At 66.9% G+C, this 826-nt stretch carries 2 protein-coding genes; both read left to right on the forward strand.

From position 1 onward, the window contains the following. Window positions 1-7: 7 nt before the first annotated feature. Window positions 8-379, forward strand: a complete 372-nt coding sequence (locus EOA86_RS36685; RefSeq protein ID WP_128345838.1) for a DUF2958 domain-containing protein — start codon at window positions 8-10, stop codon at window positions 377-379. 175 nt (window positions 380-554) lie between these two features. Then, window positions 555-826: ParB/Srx family N-terminal domain-containing protein (locus EOA86_RS36690; RefSeq protein WP_164892411.1), on the forward strand; the 272-nt coding region annotated here is incomplete at its 3' end.

Genomic DNA, 826 nt, shown 5'->3' on the forward strand with positions numbered 1-826 from the left:
GGGCGGCATGATCCTCCTGACCGATGAGCTGCGTGAGCGCCTGCTCGCCAACGGCCGCGATCGCGGCGCCGACCATGTACCGGTGGTCAAGTTCTTCAACCCGCTCGGCGAAGGCGTGTGGCTCGCCACCGAACTGGATGCCGATGGCGACATTTTGTACGGCCTCGCCGATCTCGGCGATCCGGAGATCGGTAGCTTCTCGCTTCTCGAGATGACGTCGGTCCGCCTGCCATTCGGCATGGGCATCGAGCGCGACATCCTGTTTGCCACGGACCTGCCGCTCTCGGTCTGGGCCGAGGCTGCGCGTCAGGCGGGGAGCGTCCGCGCGGCGGAGCGCATCCTCTCTTCCGCGGCCCGGTCTCGCCGGGACGGCGCCTGATTTGCTTCCGCCTGAAATCCGCAAAGCCGCAGATGCGCCGAGTCGCATCTGCGGCTCCCTGCCTTTCCGGGTCTTCCTGTTCGGCGTCGTCCTCAGAGTGAGAGGGCGGCGCCGGTCTTCGTGACGGGTTAGGAGGTCGAGAGAGTTTCGGCCGCCCGTCGCGGAGACAATCCCCATGGCCACCGCCAAGCAGAAGATCACCCTCAACGCATCGCGCGACATCGCCTTCAACAAGCTGGTGCTCAGCCAGTCCAACGTCCGGCGCATCAAGCGCGGGGAAACGATCGAGGACCTCGCTGCCTCGATCGGACGCCGCGGCCTGCTCCAGAGCCTCAACGTCCGGCCGGTGCTGGATGGCGAGGGCAACGAGACCGGCATGTTCGAGGTGCCCGCTGGCGGGCGCCGCTATCGCGCCCTCGAACTCCTGGTCAAGCAGAAGCGCATGGC

Source organism: Mesorhizobium sp. M5C.F.Ca.IN.020.32.2.1, assembly GCF_004023105.1.
Classification (GTDB): domain Bacteria; phylum Pseudomonadota; class Alphaproteobacteria; order Rhizobiales; family Rhizobiaceae; genus Mesorhizobium; species Mesorhizobium wenxiniae.

What these genes read in the sequence shown, in the direction of transcription:
- EOA86_RS36685 (WP_128345838.1), top strand. Translation starts at nt 8, where the DNA reads ATGATCCTCCTGACCGATGAGCTGCGTGAGCGCCTGCTCGCCAACGGC.